We start from the raw sequence: 15,890 nt of genomic DNA, 5'->3' as shown, positions 1-15,890 counted from the left end.
CAGATCTGAGGTTGTTTATGAGTCATACACCTCTCCAAACCAAGAGAGGATGCGGAAAGTGTACTTTAGTCTGGCTGACTCTCCGTTATATTGTGCATTTTACCTGACGGAGCGCGCTATTCGACCTATGGTCAACTCCTGATAATTCAGGGTAGTAACGCTTGTTTACTTGGAGAAGAAGAACGTACTACTTTTGCTAATTAGTTTTTTCCACTTTAGACCCTAAGTATCAAAGTTATTATCCGCATTCAGGGGGAGAGTTGATAATTAAATTTTAATGTGACGTTTTCATTTGGAGTCGAGCAACAAGAAAGGATCTCGCCTGTGGCAACGTACGCCACAGTGTTTTTTTGTGACACGGAACCTTTGTTAAGTTTACATCGGCATGCACCACAAACGCCATTGCGACATTGGAATTCTGGTTGTAAGTTAGCAATCTCGAGCTGATCAAGTATAGTCTGGTGGGTATTTCCCACCAGCCTTTTTGTATTCACTGTAATATGGATTTGGCTCATAGTTTAAAATCACCCAGATCGTCAATGTTGACGTCATTGTCGATTTGACCAACCAGATACGAGCTAATTTCTGTTTCTTGCGGTGCTACTTGGACGTTGTCCGAAGAAAGCCAAGCATTGATCCATGGAATAGGGTTTTGAGATGCATCCTTGTAAGCCAGTTTTAAACCAACTGCAGACATACGCAAATTAGTTATGTATTGCACATACTGACACAGTATATCTTTATTTAGACCGATCATTGAACCATCTTTGAATAAGTATCCAGCCCATTCTTTTTCCTGCTCCGCAGCGACTGTGAAAAGGTCAAAACATTTCTGTTCACATTCTTTGGCAATGTCTGCCATTTCCGGATCGTCGTCTCCACTACGCAAAATGTTCAACATGTGCTGTGTACTTGTGAGGTGAAGGGCTTCGTCACGGGCGATAAGCTTGATGATTTTAGCATTACCTTCCATCAACTCTCGTTCTGCGAATGCAAACGAACAAGCAAAGCTGACGTAAAAGCGGATTGCTTCTAGTGCATTTATTGACATTAAGCATACGTAAAGTTTTTTTTTCAGCTTTCGCAATGATACCACCACAGTTTCACCGTTCACTGTGTGTATACCTTCACCCAACCGATGATAATCATTGGTAGCTTGGATTAGTGTGTCATAGTACTGTGCAATGTCGTTCGCACGTTTTATTATATGCTCATTTACCATTATGTCGTCAAAAACGATAGCAGGGTTGTTCACAATGTTACGGATGATGTGGGTGTATGATCGTGAATGAATGGTCTCAGAAAACGACCACGTTTCAATCCACGTTTCTAGCTCAGGGATAGATACTAAGGGTAGTAGTGCAATGTTCGGACTACGCCCTTGGATCGAGTCCAACAAGGTTTGATACTTTAAGTTACTGATAAAAATGTGCTTTTCATGTTCTGGTAATCTGTTATAGTCAATAGAATCTCCTGATAAGTCCACCTCTTCTGGACGCCAAAAGAAGGAAAGTTGCTTTTCTATTAGCTTTTCGAAAATCTCGTATTTCTGCTGATCGTAGCGAGCTATGTTAACTGGTTGGCCAAAGAACATTGGTTCTTCGAGTGCGTTGTTATTTTTTTTCGGAAAAATGCTGTAATCCATTACCGTATATACCGTTTCTAATTAAGCTTCATAGAAGGAGCGAAAAGCTCCCTTTCAAACTCACCCTTAGATTTTACAAGCGCCACCAGCGCAGTCATCATCCTTCGTGGCAAGATCCTTTTGCATATCATCAGCACCGTCACGTGTGTTGTGATAATATAATGTTTTCACACCAAGTTTATAAGCAGTAAGCAGATCCTTGAGAAGGAGTTTCATCGGCACTCTGCCACCTAATTGCTTACTTGGGTCGTAATTAGTGTTGGCAGAAATTGCTTGGTCGATAAACTTCTGCATAATTCCAACTAATTGAAGATAGCCGTCGTTTGAAGGAATACTCCACAATAACTCGTAATTGTCTTTATATTTGTCGTATTCAGGTACAACTTGTTTCAAGATACCATCTTTAGAGGCTTTTATTGAGACATAACCACGAGGTGGTTCGATACCATTAGTCGCATTAGATATTTGTGATGATGTTTCTGATGGCATGAGTGCGGACAGTGTGGAGTTGCGTAATCCGTGCTCAACAATTTCCTTACGAAGTGTCTCCCAATCATAGTGAAGAGGTTCATCACAAATGTCGTCAAGATCACTTTTATAGCTATCAATTGGTAAAATACCTTGCGAATAGGTAGTTTCATTGAACAACGGGCATGGACCTATTTCTTTTGCCAGTCCGACAGATGCTTTCAGTAAGTAGTATTGCATCGCCTCGAAGGTGCGGTGAGTTAGGCTATTCGCACTGCCATCTGAATAGCGAACACCATTTTTAGCGAGATAGTAGGAGAAGTTAATCACACCAATACCTAGTGTACGACGGTTCATGGTTGCTTTACGCGCTGCAGGCAAAGGATAGTCTTGATAATCTAAAAGGGAATCCAATGCACGGATAGTTAGGTCTGCCAATTCTTCTAGTTCATCCAAATTGTTCAGTGCACCCAAGTTGAATGCAGACAATGTGCACAAGGCTATCTCACCGTGGTCGTCTTCAACGTTGGTCAACGGCTTAGTAGGCAATACAATTTCAAGACAAAGGTTTGATTGACGAATCGGTGCTACCTTTGGATCAAATGGGCTATGTGTATTGCAGTGGTCAACGTGCTGAATATAAATACGGCCAGTAGAAGCACGTTCTTGCATAATCAAGGAAAATAACTCAAGGGCCTTTACAGTCTCACGTTGGATAGCACTGTCTTGTTCGTACTGAACGTAGAGACGTTCGAACTCTTCTTGGTTTTGAAAAAATGCGTCATAAAGCTTAGGAACGTCAGATGGTGAAAAGAGCGATACATTCTTTCCTTTTATCAATCGAGTGTACATCAATTTGTTAATTTGTATGCCATAATCCATATGTCGAACACGGTTCTCTTCAACACCACGGTTGTTTTTCAACACAAGTAAGTTTTGAACTTCACGGTGCCAGATAGGATAAAATAGCGTGGCCGCCCCTCCTCGCACACCTCCTTGTGAGCAACATTTTACGGCAGTTTGGAAATGCTTATAAAAGGGGATACAACCTGTATGAAACGCTTCACCACCCCGAATTGGACTCCCCAACGCACGAATACGTCCAGCATTGATGCCAATGCCGGCACGTTGGCTGACGTAGCGAACGATTGCACTGGCAGTTGCATTGATGGAGTCTAAACTGTCATCACACTCAATAAGCACACATGAGCTAAATTGACGAGTCGGGGTGCGTACGGCAGACATAATTGGTGTTGGGAGCGAAATTCTAAACATAGAGACGGCATCGTAGAAACGACGAATGTAATTTATACGGGTTTTTTTAGAGTAATTGGAAAACAAACATGCAGCAACCATTATGTATAAGAACTGAGCGCTCTCATAGATTTCACCAGTAACTCGGTTTTGTACTAGATATTTCCCTTCCAGTTGCTTCACGGCAGCATAAGAAAAGTTCATATCACGCCAGTGATCAATGTAGCCGTCAAGGATATTGAATTCTTCTTCAGTGTAATCTTCAGCCAGATGCTTATCATATTTTCCTTTATCGATCATGTTACGGACGTGGTCTACAAGCTTTGGTGGGTTAAATTGACCATAAGCTTTTTTGCGTAAGTGAAAAATAGCAAGACGTGCAGCAAGATATTGATAGTCAGGCGTCTGTTCTGAAATCAAGTCAGCGGCTGCTTTGATAATGGTTTCATGAATATCCTCCGTTTTTATACCGTCATAAAATTGAATATGTGAACAGAGTTCAAGTTGTGAAACTGATACATTATTGAGGCCTTCCGCAGCCCAAGTAATCACACGATGTATTTTATCCAGATCAATATTTTCCTTAACACCACTACGTTTTTGAACAGTAATTGGTTGGTTCATTTGTATTGTTCCTAGTGTATATATGCTTGAAGACGTCTTATTGAAAGTTTCATTGTTCTTAAGGGGATTTTGATCAATGTAAAACTAACGAATTAGGTATAAAACACTACATATGGTGTCTTTATCTAAATAAGATAACAAGATAGTGGGGATTTAGAGATAATGCAAGTTATCTGTAATACCTCAAGTTTAAGAGATCGTGGGGATGATACATACATTCTTAGTGCTTACTCAGCATGTATACTTAAGAAGGTAACTGCATAGCATAGTTAAAAGAAATAATATTTCTGTCATAAAGACTAAAGAATAGATTTATGTTATTTGAGGTCATATATTCCATAGATTTTACTTTGTGAAAAATGTCTGTTTCTGCATGGTGATCACCATATACTATAGTTGACGTTAAATATCGTTTTTGCCAGCATACAAAAACGGTTAAAGAGTATGTTATCGACCAAGGTCGTCACCAACGCTATCGTTGCCCGTCATGTTACTGAATCTTCCAACTTGAATATACACATACGGCTTGTCAGGAGGGAATAAAAGAACAAATTATTGAACTTGCATGAATAATGAGGGTATCTGCGACTTTTCTCGAATGTTACACATCAGCATTAAGGCATTTGTCTGGACTCTAAAAACTTACACCCCACTACCCTGATGTGTCACCACATTCCCTCTTGATGTACAGGAAGTGGTGCTTATCTGCCAAGTAGGTGAACAATAGTCTTTCGTACATAACAAAAATCTTGATGCTTGCCTTTTTTGGTTGAAATGAATACGCGATGAGCCCCGCCAGCAAGTTGACAGTAAAACTGATACAGCTACGGTGCTGAGAATGCTAGATTAGGGATATGTTTTTTAGTTAGTCAAAAACGGTCTCAATAATAAATCGTTTCCGGAGTATCAGGCGGTTCCAACGTTTCATCACTTTTGGTTTCAAATTCTATTTTACACCAGTTCTACGTGTCACTCCCCTGTCTGCAAGTTCCCGTTTCAATGGGTCAGAGATATAACCTTTATCTTCGTATAAACACCATCAAATCTCTTCAACCATTTCCGACACAGGCTTTTATCATCCATGTTAGCATTGGTCACTTTGACTGAGATAATACCACCTTGATCATTGATCATGAGGTATAATTTTAAGTCGTAGAAACAGCCCATCATTCCTTTTTATTGCTTTTCGGTACTTTAAAAACCTGATGTCTGAGAATGCGTAGGTTATGATAAACCTATAACTTGGACGAATCAACGAAGGTAATTTCTGTCGGCTTTGCCTGACGGTGAGTGAGGTAAGAGCAAAGCGAAACCAGAATATTTTGCATGAGCTTGAGTATCCTCGTGTAACTAACTCATTCAGGAAATTCATTGGTGAGGTAGCGGCAAACAAAGTGGGTGTAATAGGTTTTGAAGTCTCGATATCCCAACTGATGGAAAGCTATCACTATCGTCATCACTTCGCTAACGGAAAAGCGAAAAGGCTTATTTCTTTGACACCGGAAGAAATTAGGTGTTTTTCCCATGCTGGGAGGAAAGTCTGGTAGAAGTTGTCGACATCGACGAAAATAACATCTAAGTTATCCATGCTTTAGTCCTTATGTAGGTAATCGTTTTTTAAACGCTCAGATCGCGACTTGAGCATTTAGTTCATTTATTATGCGCACCTCAGGTTAAGTAATAAGTACCTCTTAGTTATCGAAATTAATTGTCCAGTATTTCTATTAGTACCAGAAGTGCACCAGCACCACCAAATTCTAAGGGTGCTTGGTGAAACGCTAATACATCAGGGTGCTGAGCAAGCCACAGCGGTGTTTTTTGCTTTAAAATATATTTACCAATACCGTGCATGACGCAAGCGCAGCTAATTTTTTCTTTGATGCATTCGGTGATGAGTCTGCTGAGTTCGCATTTTGCTTCAATTTGACTTAGACCATGGAGGTCAAGAAATATGTCAGGGATGTAAAGACCGCGTCGTAGTCGTTTTACTTCATATTTTGGGATGTCAATACGTGTATATTGAGTGGGAACATTTTTTTTTAGTAGTGGTTCAAACTCGTCAGAAAAATAAAACGTCTGGTCACTTGAAGATGAATCACAAAGCTTTTTTTTAGATTGTGCAGTTGTTTTGCGTTTTGGCGGATTGATGGTATCCTGCTGTAGTTTTCTCACATCTTTCACTGCCTCGTGGAACACCGAAAAATTATCGTCCGTGGTCGGGGTTTTCTTATTCATAAATCAATTCCAAATATTGTTGTTGCATTGTACTCGAAAAATGGTCAATGTCTTTATATAGTCAAAATTCGGCGTTCCGTGTGGTTGTGTAAGGATATTTCTCCAATGTTTCGTAGCCTATGAAGGCTGTTTACGAGGATGATATGACAATAGGTGAGGGCGACCTAGGGTAATGGGGGCCATTTGGATAAGATTATTGTTGATGAAGTTGTCAATGAACTGCGTACGCTGCAAGATATGCTACGTTGGACGGTAAGTCGTTTCAATGCTGCGGAGTTGTTTTACGGTCACGGAACGGATAATTCTTGGGATGAAGCGATACAATTGGTATTACCAACCCTTTATCTTCCTATTGATGCGACAACTGAACTCTGCAACTCCCGCCTGACAACAAGTGAGCGTCTCCGCATCGTTGATCGTGTCATTCGTCGCATACATGAGCGTACTCCGGTGGCTTACCTGACGAATAAAGCGTACTTTTATGGTCTGGAATTTTTCGTAGATGAGCGTGTACTTGTGCCACGTTCACCCATCAGTGAATTGATCAAAAATCGTTTCGAACCGCTGCTTACTGTTGAGCCGAATCGTATTATGGATCTATGTACGGGTAGCGGTTGTATCGGCATCGCGTGTGCCTTTATATTCCCCAACGCAGAAGTGGCTTTGGTGGACATATCTGCGCAAGCGTTAGAAGTGGCGGAAATCAATATCCAAGATCATGGTTTGGCACATAAAGTATGCTCATTACGTTCAGATTTGTTTCGCAACCTTCCAGAAGGTAAATATGACTTGATTGTTTCTAATCCACCATATGTGGATGAAGAAAACATGAGCACATTACCAGAAGAGTTGCGGAATGAACCAAGATTAGGCTTTGCGGCAGGCAGTGATGGTCTGAAATTGATGCGCCGCATAATTGCGAATGCCTCGGATTATCTAACTGAACAGGGTGTACTTATCTGCGAAGTTGGTAATTCCATGGTTCATGTAAAAAAACAATATCCAAAACTGCCGTTGACATGGTTGGAGTTCGAAAAGGAGGGTAATGGCGTGTTTACTATGACGTACCAAGATCTGGTGAGTGTGGCTGATGAGTTTTCTACCTATAAAGATTAAATAACCAGCGTGGTATAATTGGTATAAAAAGACTAAGATTTCTCTAGTCCATCTTTTTTCTGATCCTTTTTGTTTTTTCTGGTTTTGCTATTATTGAAGCTTATATACATATCAGAAATGGAATCTACAATTATTGTAGGCTTTTTCCTATGAAACCTGGTTATGTTTCATTATTTGGTAGGTATGGACGGCTTGCGATAAGCTGTTAGGAAAATAAACTGAGGAAGAGATGGCAGGTAACGCTATTGGTCAAATTTTTAGGGTAACTACATTTGGGGAAAGTCATGGACTTTCGTTGGGCTGTATTGTGGATGGTTGTCCTCCTGGACTCGACTTATCTGAAGCAGATTTACAAATTGATTTAAATCGACGTCGTCCTGGTCGATCTAAATACACGACACAACGTCATGAATCTGATGTAGTTAAATTACTGTCTGGGGTATTTGAGGGAAAGACTACAGGTACCTCGATTGGTTTAATCGTCGAGAATACAGATCAACGTTCGCAAGATTACTTAAAAATTAAAGATCGATTCCGCCCAGGTCATGCGGATTATACCTACTATCAGAAATATGGTATTCGAGACTATCGTGGAGGTGGTCGTTCATCCGCTCGTGAAACGGTAATGCGTGTTGCTGCTGGTGGTATTGCAAAAAAATATCTCAAGCAAGAGATTGGGATTGAAGTTCGTGCATGCTTGTCACAAATGGGTGATATCTCAGTAGAGAACTTTGATTGGGATCAAATCGAACAAAACCCATTTTTTTGCCCAGACGTGACCAAACTGGATGCGTTGGACGCGTTGATCCGTTCATTGAAAAGAAACGGAGACTCAATCGGTGCGAAGCTGACAGTGGTAGCAAGTAATGTACCTGTTGGTTTAGGTGAGCCAGTGTTTGATCGATTGGATGCAGATATTGCTTATGCTTTGATGGGTATCAACGCGGTGAAAGGCGTGGAGCTTGGGGATGGTTTTGGTGTGGTAAATCAATACGGAAGTCAACATCGTGATGAATTGACACAGCAAGGTTTCAAGTCAAATCACTCAGGTGGCATTTTGGGTGGTATCTCATCCGGACAAGATATTATTGCACACCTAGCACTGAAACCGACCTCGAGTATTAAAATTCCATGTGATACCATAAATGTAGATGGGGAAACGGTAAAAGTAGTCACGCAGGGTCGTCATGATCCTTGTGTTGGTATTCGTGCTGTTCCCATTGCTGAGGCGATGGTCGCAATAGTATTGATGGATCACTTGTTGCGACATCGTGCACAAAACTCTGGTGTATCGATAACTCCACGAAGGATCTAGCTTTGCTAAAGCTGCGGTGGAACTAACACTCTTAACCTCTCTGTTTATTTAAGTGAAACCTTACATTCAGTAATCGTTCACCAGAGGTAGCTTGACTCGGTGTTTATGAGATTAAACATGTTGAGATAGAATTATTTGAGGATCACCGATGACACTACATCGCTAATGACATCCAATACAGACAGCCCACGTTTCCACCACTCACAAAACACGTAAACGGAACTGTTTTCCTAGGTGATAGCTGGTACCGAAGCAGATCTTACGCATGATGACGCTACCACGAATACACCGCTCAGCTTTATTATTACTCAACAGTACGCCTTCATGATGAAGGAAAACCAAAGTCCTTGTTCGTACTTCAAGATATAAGCAGACCTTCCAGCATACCGAGATGTTGGTACCTGCTCGCCTTTTCTTAGCCAAGCCGAAAGGTTTTTCCTAAGACGAGATCTTTCTCACCGCCACTGAGGAACTAGACCCATCGAGAAACCGCTTCCCCATTTCGTTTGTGTGTTGTTTAATCTATATTAACCTGAGCTGCGCATAAGAAATGAACTAAATGCCTAAATCGCACTCTGATTGTTTGAAATAAATTATTGATGCACAAGGAGTTGGGCATGAATAACTTAGTTGCCGTTTTCGATGACTTCTGCCAGACTTTCCTTTCTTCATGGGAAACATACCTAATTTCTTCCGGTATTAAATAAAGAAACAATCATTCTCGCCTCTCAGTTAGCGAAGTAATGACGATAGTGATAGCTTTCCATCAATCTGGATATTGATACTTCAAAATCTATTACATCCATTTTATTTGCCACTATCATTACCAATGAATTTCCTAAATTAGTTAGTTACACGAGGATACTTAAGCTCATTCAAGGTATTCTGGTTCCGCTTTGCTCTTACCTCACTCACCGTCAGGCAAGGCCAAAAGGGATTGCCTTCGTTAATTCGTCTAAGCTACAAGTTTGTCATAATCAACGCATTCTCAGACATCAGGTTTTTAAAGGTACTGCGAAGCGAGGAAAAGGAACGATGGGGCGGTTCTACGGTTTCAAATTACACCTCATTATCAATGACCAAGGTGGCATTATCTCAATCAAAGTGACGACGTCTAACAGTGGATGATAGAAAGCCTATATCGGTAATGTCTGATGAGCTTTGGGGGTGTTTATACGGAGATAAAGGTTATTTCTATGCTCCATTTAATCGGGAACGTGTAAACAAGGGAGTGACACTGATAACGGGTGTAAAAAAACATGAAACCCAAAGTGATGAAACTTTGGAACTGCCTGATACTCCGGAAACGATTTATTATTGAAATGGTTTTTAACCAACTAAAATATATATCCCAAATCCAGCATTCTCAGTACCGTAGTTGTATCAGCTTTATGGTCAACTTGTTGGCCGAGCTTATCGCGTATTCATTTCAACCAAAGAACCCGAGCATTAAGATGACTCGGTTTGATAAGCAAGCGCTTATGCAGATATGAGGTTAATCTAAGAAGTGGAAGCTTGAAAATACTTTTCACCATCAGTGCCATTTCAATCTCGATATTCTAAAATAGAAACCCACTCCCACGATGATCTTGATATTTTAGACAATGCCATGTCTTAATGGTAATGTCGTCTATTCAAAAAGTTTTTTGGTCACGGTTTACTAATGGTTGATTATGTTGTTTCCAAGTACTGATCTTGTGCTTTGGCTTTCCTTTTCTTTTCCCATCATCACCTCCCGCTTAACTCCATGATGATTTGATAGGAGGAATTACGATTAGTTTAGATATTTGGGAAACAACACCCCTGAAATCCGATGTGTCTCCCAAGAAGGCAGGAAAATCCGACAGAAATCGTCGACATAGTGAAAACAGCATCTAAATTATTCATGCGAAGGTTATTTTGCAACTGATGATTTAATTCAAACGATGCAGATTGCAACTTGAGTATTTACTTCATTTTTTATGTGCAGCTCAGGTTGCAAAGGAAGTAGGTGCAGTACTCTCAATCTAAAAGTTACTCAAGTTACTAGAAATAAAAGGCTGTTTGATCACCCTCGATGTGATAGGGTGCCAGCGAGAACTTACTAAAACCATTGTATAGCATGATACTGGATCATCTTATAGCTGAAAAAGGGAACCAAAAACGCTTTTAGCTGATTTTTGCGAAATGCTTGTGTTCAAAAAAACTCACTCAGTCTGATAGCAATATATTTATAAATTAAGATAGATCACGTGGACGCCTACAGACGTGACTTCACCCAGTCAGCGCTATTCTCCACGACCTCGATGAGGTTAGATATGATTGAAGTGGTATAAAACCTGTAGGTTTAGGAGTATGTTGTCGACAAATATAGGTGAGCCTGTTAAATAAACCTGCATTTATTATGCACATCCGCTCTGCGGTACTGATCCTGAAGCAATTTACCCATGCTGCTCGTCTACACGGGTCAGTTGGAAATCAACTTCATTGGAACTGGATGTTGAAATGAAAGAAAATAACCACTGCATGTAGTGAGAAAAATACGCAGAAGTCCTGTTTGGAGTGAGGCACGTAGCATTGAACCTACTAAACCCTACTAAATGTAGTAACCGATTTTGAGGCGGAAAGAAAAAGAAAAGAAAGAAAGGTGGCGAGAAACTAAAGATATCTTTCATTAGTCCTTACTGGGTAAGCTGCTTCCTAATCCTTTCCTGTAGGCTATGACACCATGAAACACCTACAGGATACTATTGATGAAGTGCAGTTGCATATTCGGTAAATACGGCACATGCTGCATGGTCTTTTTCTAGGTTTGTTAAAAATTGTGGAAATCCTCGCAGTTGATGAAATGTAGCTGATGGATGGATGCGTCTAAATTTGATGCTAAAAATGATTCGCAACATTGCTATACTACAAGGAAATTCAGGGCTTTGACAAAGCTATCTTCTACAAAAATAAATCGGTATCTGTTGAAGGACTGCCATCGTGTAGGTAACTGGTTTTGTTGTAAGAGTACATAACGGATCTCTTCCAATTTATTGGTGTTATTGGTGCTTGAAAAGTGAACATCATTAAAATGCTATGATACTGGTACCCCGATTCATTCTAATGAATTCTGGCATGGTCCCTAAGTGGGTGAGTTACCGGCTAACCTCTATTTATTTCTTCATTAGTTTACTCGTAAATCTTACATTGAAGCGTCTTGAAGTTACAGAATTATACGTGTGTAGTATGGTGTTTATGGACTATGCCTAATGTTCTTGGCGGTGTGGCGAAGTGACAGGGGATAAAATTTTAATCACATATACAACCTAGTAACTAGACGGGATTAACTCTTTCTGAGTATTCATGGTCAATAATACAGCAACCTTATGGGATTAGAAAGGTATAGCAGAATCGTGTTAATTGTCTGAATGAATAGCGTGATGAAAGCTGACCACCTTGCAACTTTAAAACCGTTATCATCGGTGCAATTGGAAGTATAGGAACAAATGATGAAACGAGCTGTAATTACAGGGATGGGAATTATTTCCAGCATAGGTAATAATATTAAAGAAGTGCTGGAGTCATTGAAATCTGGTAAATCAGGGATCAGTTTTTCCCAAGAATTCGCAGATATGAAACTACGTAGTAATGTTTGGGGTTATTTAAAACTGAATCCAGTTGATCATATTGATCGTAAAAAGTTTCGTTTTATGGGTGATGCTGCAGGCTTCGTCTACTTGGCGATGAAACAGGCCATTGAAGATGCGGGTCTCACTAATGATCAGGTTTCAAATGAGCGAACAGGTTTGGTGGCAGGTTCAGGGGGTGCATCGTCAATGAACCAAGTAGCCGCAGTTGATATACTGCGTAAAAAAGGTGTTAAGCGTGTTGGTCCTTACATGGTGCCACGTACTATGTCATCGACGGTATCAGCGTGCTTGGCAACACCATTTAAAATCCGCGGTGTTAACTATACCATGAGTTCTGCTTGTGCTACATCTGCACATTGTATTGGCCATGCGTTAGAGCTGATACAATTAGATAAACAAGACGTGGTATTCGCGGGTGGTGGTGAAGAGCTGGATTGGTCGTTGACCATGATGTTTGATGGCATGGGAGCGTTGTCTAGTAAATATAATGACAATCCAGAAAAAGCGTCTCGTACTTATGACATTGCCCGTGATGGTTTTGTTATATCCGGTGGTGGTGGCATGATGGTCATTGAGGAGCTGGAACACGCGTTGGCACGTGGAGCTAAAATCCACGGTGAGATTGTGGGCTATGGCGCAACATCTGATGGGTATGACATGGTTGCACCGTCGGGTGAAGGTGCGATTCGTTGCATGAAAATGGCGATGAAACACCTAGATTGCGAAGTTGATTATATCAACACACATGGTACATCGACCCCTGTTGGGGATGCAAAAGAATTGGGTGCGATTCAGGAAGTATTTGATAATAAAAAAAGCCCAGCTATTTCTGCGACTAAAGCAATGACTGGTCACTCTCTGGGTGCCGCAGGCGTTCATGAAACAGTTTACTCGACGCTTATGCTTAATAATGGTTTTGTTGCACCAAGCATCAATATTGATAATTTAGATCCTGCGGCAAATGGTTTAGATATTGTAACTGAAATGCGTGAGCAAGAGTTAAGAACAGTGATGTCCAATAGCTTTGGTTTTGGTGGTACTAACGCCACTCTAGTGATAAAAAAATACGAGAGATAAACGATTTAAGATCCTATAATATTTTCGGGATATTGGTAATACATAATAATAGTGAATGCGTATCCATCCGAATGAGAGTCGCTCTTACCACGTCTAACTTTGGTTTTATCAATCTCGTGCGGGTTCTGTGGCTTTTCCTCGCCGAGGAAAGCCACAATAAATGATATAAAATACATGTGGATTTATTCGTGAACATTCTGATTGATGAAAATATGCCCTATGCCGCTGAACTTTTTAGCAAGTTTGGTACGGTAACAAGGAAATCAGGGCGAACATTGATGACTGAGGATTTAGTGGATGTCGATGCACTCATGATTCGTTCGGTGACAAAGGTAGACGAGGCGCTGTTAAAAAAAGCACCCCGCCTTCGCTTTGTAGGAACGGCAACTTCAGGTACTGATCATCTGAATACTAATTTGTTAGCGGAGAGAGGGATTCACTGGACGGCTGCACCAGGATGTAATAAAGCCAGCGTGGCTGAATATGTGATTAGTTCCCTGTTAGTATTAAGTCAACAGCAAGATTTTAATCTCACTGACCGGAAAGTCGGCATTGTCGGTGCGGGGCAAGTGGGTAGCTATTTATCGACTTGCTTAGTTGCATTGAACATACCGTATCTTCTTTGTGACCCAATTAAGAGGAGAGAAGGGGACATGCGTGAGTTCCACTCTCTTCAAACTTTACTCTCTGAATGCGATGTGATCACACTACATATCCCAATAACCACATCTGGCGCCTTTCCAACGTATCACCTCATTTCTCAAAAAGAACTAACTGCACTTAAGGCGGATGCTATTTTAATTAATACAGCCCGTGGTTCTGTAGTTGATAACTATGCGCTCAAAGTAGCGTTGCTAGAAAAGACATTCATGGTAGTGCTGGATGTGTTTGAGTCAGAGCCAGAAATCGATCTCAAGTTGCTGCCGTTGCTCGCCTTTGCAACACCTCACATCGCGGGTCATAGCTTGGAAGGTAAAGCTCGTGGCACCACCATGATTTACAACGCATACTGTGATTTCTTAGGACATGCTGAAGAACATATTAATACCATATCGTTACTACCCCTTGCTCCTATTTCAAAGGTTATACTGAGTAAAGAATGGAATATGGCCGATTTGATGGTATTGTGTCAGTTAGTGTATGATATACGACGTGATGATAGCAAATTTCGTCGTGCAATGACGGATGTAAGAGTTCAGTGCATAGGGTTTGATCACTTGCGTAAAAATTACTGGGAGAGACGAGAATATAGTGCAATTACAGTAGCAGGTAATGTCTCGTTTGGGGTGGAGTTATTAGCTAAATTAGGTTTTACCGTAAGGATATAAACATGACAAAAAAATTCAATGCTGGTTTTGATGTTGCTGTGTTGGGTGCAACTGGCATTGTTGGACGCACGATTGTTGAAGTGTTAGAAGAACGTAAATTCCCTGTGTGTAATCTTTACTTACTGGCAAATGAGTACAACGCTGGTGAAACCTTCCGTTTCAACGGCAAAAGTGTCTGCGTAAAAAACGTCGAAGACTTCGATTGGAGTCAGGTTCAGGTGGGGCTGTTCACTGCAGGCGCGGAAGTCTCTGGTCGTTGGGCGCAGATTGCCGTGGAAGAAGGTGTGATTGTGATCGATGACTCGTCACGTTTCCGTTATGACCCTGACATTCCGCTTGTTATAACAGAAGTTAATCCTGAAGTAATTGCCGATTTTCGTAATCGAAACATCATCGCGATCCCGAATTGTTTAACGATTCAAATGATGGTGGCATTAAAGCCCATTTACGATTTAGTGGGAATTGAGCGTATTAACGTGGCGACTTACCAGTCAGTGTCTGGTTCTGGGAAAAAAGGCATCGATGAACTGGCCTGTCAAACGGTGAAACTGCTTAGCGGTCAAGATGTTGAAACGAATACCTATAAAAAGCAAATTGCATTTAACTGCTTACCCCATATCGATAAGTTGATGAACAACGGTTACACCAAAGAAGAAATGAAAATGGTGTGGGAAACGCAGAAAATTTTGGGTAATGAAAATATTGCGATAAATCCAACCTGTGTTCGTGTTCCTGTTTTTCATGGCTATGCAGAAGCAGTGCATATTGAATGTCGACAACCACTGGATGCGATAGAAGCGATAGATCTGCTGTCCCGTGCTAAAGGTGTAGAAGTGTTCGCTAACGAAGACTATCCAACTCAAGTAATAAATGGGGTTGGAAAAGACAATGTAATGATCGGTCGCGTGCGTAAAGACATTAGCCATCCAAATGGGTTGAACCTTTGGATCGTGGCGGACAATATTCGTAAGGGTGCCGCAACAAATAGTGTGCAAATTGCAGAAATCCTTGTTCGGAATTATTTATAACTTGATTCACATTAGTACATGGACAACAAACAACAATTCCGTACTATAGAAGCGATACTGGTGATCTAGTGCGGTTTGTGTGGATTACAAAATACATTTTTCTCTCTATCCCACTATAATTTCTAGTCAGGCTTCCGATATAGTTAGGGAAATGCTCATCAAACCTATAATTTTATTATTCTGCTG

General features: G+C 40.8%; 10 protein-coding genes and 3 pseudogenes. 7 read left to right on the top strand and 6 right to left on the bottom strand.

Annotation, left to right across the window (positions count from 1 at the left end; genetic code table 11):
* Positions 1 to 248: 248 nt before the first annotated feature.
* The 5 genes and pseudogenes from BTN49_RS07530 to smrB all read right to left on the bottom strand — a co-directional run bounded on the left by BTN49_RS07530 (position 249) and on the right by smrB (position 6,226).
* The gene (locus tag BTN49_RS07530; protein ID WP_097356665.1) at positions 249 to 515 is read right to left on the bottom strand and encodes a 2Fe-2S iron-sulfur cluster-binding protein; all 267 of its coding nucleotides are present in this window, start codon (positions 513 to 515) and stop codon (positions 249 to 251) included.
* Positions 512 to 1,645 (bottom strand): class Ia ribonucleoside-diphosphate reductase subunit beta, encoded by a 1,134-nt coding sequence (nrdB, locus tag BTN49_RS07525; protein ID WP_097356664.1) that lies wholly within the window; start codon positions 1,643 to 1,645, stop codon positions 512 to 514. The genes BTN49_RS07530 and nrdB overlap by 4 nt, the downstream gene beginning before the upstream one ends.
* 66 nt (positions 1,646 to 1,711) lie before the next feature.
* A complete protein-coding gene (gene nrdA, locus BTN49_RS07520; protein ID WP_097356663.1) occupies positions 1,712 to 3,991 on the bottom strand; it encodes a class 1a ribonucleoside-diphosphate reductase subunit alpha in 2,280 nt (759 codons plus the stop codon).
* 745 nt (positions 3,992 to 4,736) lie between these two features.
* Positions 4,737 to 5,579 (bottom strand): annotated as a pseudogene (locus BTN49_RS22265) (IS982 family transposase); the annotation flags it as partial.
* A gap of 116 nt (positions 5,580 to 5,695) precedes the next feature.
* Positions 5,696 to 6,226 (bottom strand): endonuclease SmrB, encoded by a 531-nt coding sequence (gene smrB, locus BTN49_RS07510; RefSeq protein WP_097356662.1) that lies wholly within the window; start codon positions 6,224 to 6,226, stop codon positions 5,696 to 5,698.
* A gap of 183 nt (positions 6,227 to 6,409) precedes the next feature.
* On the opposite strand from smrB, the gene prmB reads away from it, so the two are divergent.
* Both prmB and aroC read left to right on the top strand, forming a co-directional pair.
* Positions 6,410 to 7,342, top strand: coding sequence for a 50S ribosomal protein L3 N(5)-glutamine methyltransferase (gene prmB, locus BTN49_RS07505; protein ID WP_097356661.1), 933 nt, complete (start codon positions 6,410 to 6,412; stop codon positions 7,340 to 7,342).
* Positions 7,343 to 7,571: 229 nt separating this feature from the next.
* Positions 7,572 to 8,657 carry a chorismate synthase gene (gene aroC / locus BTN49_RS07500; protein ID WP_097356660.1) on the top strand — a complete coding sequence of 362 codons (1,086 nt, stop codon included), beginning with the start codon at positions 7,572 to 7,574 and terminating at the stop codon, positions 8,655 to 8,657.
* Positions 8,658 to 8,861: 204 nt separating this feature from the next.
* Here the strand turns inward: aroC and BTN49_RS13155 are convergent.
* Positions 8,862 to 9,103, bottom strand: a pseudogene (locus BTN49_RS13155) (IS66 family transposase); the annotation flags it as partial.
* A gap of 319 nt (positions 9,104 to 9,422) precedes the next feature.
* On the opposite strand from BTN49_RS13155, the gene BTN49_RS19675 reads away from it, so the two are divergent.
* The 5 genes and pseudogenes from BTN49_RS19675 to BTN49_RS07480 all read left to right on the top strand — a co-directional run bounded on the left by BTN49_RS19675 (position 9,423) and on the right by BTN49_RS07480 (position 15,704).
* Positions 9,423 to 9,785 carry a transposase gene (locus BTN49_RS19675; RefSeq protein ID WP_199399473.1) on the top strand — a complete coding sequence of 121 codons (363 nt, stop codon included), beginning with the start codon at positions 9,423 to 9,425 and terminating at the stop codon, positions 9,783 to 9,785.
* A 19-nt stretch (positions 9,786 to 9,804) separates the two neighbouring features.
* A pseudogene (locus BTN49_RS15750) lies at positions 9,805 to 10,150 on the top strand (transposase).
* Between the two features lie 1,980 nt (positions 10,151 to 12,130).
* Positions 12,131 to 13,348: a beta-ketoacyl-ACP synthase I gene (gene fabB / locus BTN49_RS07490; RefSeq protein WP_097356659.1), complete on the top strand. Its 1,218-nt coding sequence runs from the start codon at positions 12,131 to 12,133 to the stop codon at positions 13,346 to 13,348.
* 188 nt (positions 13,349 to 13,536) lie between these two features.
* Positions 13,537 to 14,676: a 4-phosphoerythronate dehydrogenase gene (locus BTN49_RS07485; protein ID WP_097356675.1), complete on the top strand. Its 1,140-nt coding sequence runs from the start codon at positions 13,537 to 13,539 to the stop codon at positions 14,674 to 14,676.
* 2 nt (positions 14,677 to 14,678) lie between these two features.
* Complete coding sequence (locus tag BTN49_RS07480) at positions 14,679 to 15,704, top strand: aspartate-semialdehyde dehydrogenase (protein WP_097356658.1); 1,026 nt, start codon at positions 14,679 to 14,681, stop codon at positions 15,702 to 15,704.
* Positions 15,705 to 15,890: the final 186 nt, after the last annotated feature.

The organism is Candidatus Enterovibrio escicola, from assembly GCF_002464935.1.
Taxonomy (GTDB): Bacteria; Pseudomonadota; Gammaproteobacteria; order Enterobacterales; family Vibrionaceae; genus Enterovibrio; species Enterovibrio escicola.
This window is presented reverse-complemented; position numbering and strand designations above follow the sequence as displayed.

Coding starts and splice junctions, on each gene's coding strand:
- BTN49_RS07530 (WP_097356665.1), bottom strand. CDS start 515: ATGAGCCAAATCCATATTACAGTGAATACAAAAAGGCTGGTGGGAAAT.
- nrdB (WP_097356664.1), bottom strand. CDS start 1,645: ATGGATTACAGCATTTTTCCGAAAAAAAATAACAACGCACTCGAAGAA.
- nrdA (WP_097356663.1), bottom strand. CDS start 3,991: ATGAACCAACCAATTACTGTTCAAAAACGTAGTGGTGTTAAGGAAAAT.
- smrB (WP_097356662.1), bottom strand. CDS start 6,226: ATGAATAAGAAAACCCCGACCACGGACGATAATTTTTCGGTGTTCCAC.
- aroC (WP_097356660.1), top strand. CDS start 7,572: ATGGCAGGTAACGCTATTGGTCAAATTTTTAGGGTAACTACATTTGGG.
- fabB (WP_097356659.1), top strand. CDS start 12,131: ATGAAACGAGCTGTAATTACAGGGATGGGAATTATTTCCAGCATAGGT.
- BTN49_RS07480 (WP_097356658.1), top strand. CDS start 14,679: ATGACAAAAAAATTCAATGCTGGTTTTGATGTTGCTGTGTTGGGTGCA.